The organism is Sulfurimonas sp. (genome assembly GCF_027056685.1).
In the GTDB taxonomy this organism is placed as follows: Bacteria; Campylobacterota; Campylobacteria; order Campylobacterales; family Sulfurimonadaceae; genus Sulfurimonas.
Window position 1 is genome coordinate 1 of sequence record NZ_JALUKE010000222.1, and the last position, 2,008, is coordinate 2,008.

Consider the following 2,008-nt stretch of genomic DNA (forward strand, 5'->3'; position numbering starts at 1 on the left):
GAAAAGATCAATACTTTTAGATACACATCCAATGTATGCTATGGAAATTTCAAAATCTGAGGCAAAAGTCTCAAATATTGATGAAATTATCACACACTTCAAACAAAAGATACAAGAGAATCCTGAGGCTGTCTTCATCACTGTTTTTGACCACTATGCACATACAAAAGAGCTTAATGGCGAAATTTTAGATACGATCGTCAATGCTAAAAATCTTCTCTTTTGTTTTGGTCACACTATTAAAAATATTGAAATTTTGGCATTTAGACCAAAATCAATCGCTATTTGTGAAACGAAAGAGAGTTTCGTTTTAGAATTTTTAGAGACTCCAAGACCCGAAGTGAATGCTTGGATGCAATCTTGGATCAAAGAACTTCAAAAATAATTACTACTCCTTAAAATTAAGAGGCTCACTTGCCTCTTTTTTTACATCCGCCATAAAAAGTGCCGCTTCGTAGCCGTTTATAAGTCTATGGTCTGCTGTAAGTGTTACACTAATTTTGCCATCACTCATGCCACCTACTGCAACAATGGCACTCTCATCTTTATTTATCATTGCATCAAAACGCGCAACGCCGAGCATTCCAAGATTTGAAATACCAAAAGTACTGCCTTGCATATCTTTTGCACTGAAACTGTTTGTTTTAAGCTTCTCTTTAAACGCAGTAAGTTGCTCTGTTATTTCAGAAATTGTGAGTCTGTTTGCATCTTTTATGATGGGCATATAGAGGTTTTTTGCATCTGCTACAGCGATGGAGAGCGAAGCATTTGGAGCGATGGAGAGGGCGTTGTCCAAAAGTGTTGTGCGAAAACTCTCATGTTGCATCATTACTTTTGCAAAAATCTTTACAAGCCACGCTGTCATACTATGTGTATGGTGTGCCTCAAAAAGTTTGGCATCTACGGATTCATAGATGTGATAAATGGGTTTTTGAGCAGAACGCGTTACATTTGTAATGATTGCCTTTTGCATCGGTGAGAGTGCTTTTGGAAGTGCTATTTCATTTGCATCGATGTAGGCTTGGAGTTCATCACTGTCTATCTTATGATTCAGTTCAAAAAGTGAGCTCTCTAACTGATACTCTTGTAATAGTTTTAAAGCTTTTGGCGTGAAATACTTCTCTGTAACATACTCATCCACATCCTCTGCATGAAGCACTTTTTGTGGCATTTTCGCTTGAAGTTTTTCAACATCAACACCCACAGCAGCTGCTTTTGCTCTCGCTTTTGGGGATATGTCACTTTGTGCTTTATGAGAAATATGTGATGCTTGGCTCTGCTTTGTTGTTGTTGTTGTTGTTGTTGTTGGAGCAATAGAGGATGTATCAAATATCTCATCTAAAACACTTTTTGTCTGGGCTGCGTTTGGCTTTGTCTCTTCTTTTTCAGGTGCTTCTTTTTTCGAAGTTTGTTCCTCTTTTGGAGTTTGTTCTTCTTTTGGAGTTTGTTCTTCTTTTGGCGCCGTTGTTGGCTTAGCTACTGCTTGTACTTGTTCTGTAGAAGCAGTAGAACCCGTTTGAATACGCGCAATAACAGTTCCAATCTTCACTTCATCATCTTCTTTTACTAAAAGTTCTTTGACAACACCATCTTTAAAGGTTTGCACCTCCATAATCGCCTTGTCACTCTCCACTTCAGCAATAACATCACCGCTTGTGACACTTTGACCAACACTTACTTTCCAACCTACTAATTTTCCCTCTTCCATAGAGTCAGAGAGTTGTGGCATTACTATCTCATACATCGTTTTTCTTCCCCCATGCAATAATATCTTGTGCAATAGAATCAGGTGTCGGAATAGATGCAAGCTCTAGTGTTCTGTTGTAAGGAATAGAAACATCCGCACCAGCTAAACGCAGTGGTGGCGCATCAAGAGCGTAAAACATCTCCTCAGCCGCCCATGCAACTACTTGCGAGCCAAATCCTCCTGTTTTATGGTCTTCTTCTACCATAACAAGGCGTGAAGTTTTTTTAATGGATGCTGCCAATGTTTCATAGTCTATAGGGT

At 38.9% G+C, this 2,008-nt stretch carries 3 protein-coding genes; 1 reads left to right on the forward strand and 2 read right to left on the reverse strand.

Going from position 1 to position 2,008, the window contains the following annotated elements:
* A partial coding sequence (locus MVY38_RS09840; protein WP_297485711.1) for a DUF6858 family protein occupies positions 1-385 on the forward strand: 385 nt, incomplete at its 5' end.
* A gap of 3 nt (positions 386-388) precedes the next feature.
* On the opposite strand, the gene MVY38_RS09845 is transcribed toward MVY38_RS09840, so the two are convergent.
* Positions 389-1,744, reverse strand: a complete 1,356-nt coding sequence (locus MVY38_RS09845; protein ID WP_297485713.1) for a dihydrolipoamide acetyltransferase family protein — start codon at positions 1,742-1,744, stop codon at positions 389-391.
* The coding region (locus MVY38_RS09850) for a transketolase C-terminal domain-containing protein (RefSeq protein WP_297485715.1) at positions 1,737-2,008 on the reverse strand (272 nt) is incomplete at its 5' end. The genes MVY38_RS09850 and MVY38_RS09845, both read right to left, overlap by 8 nt.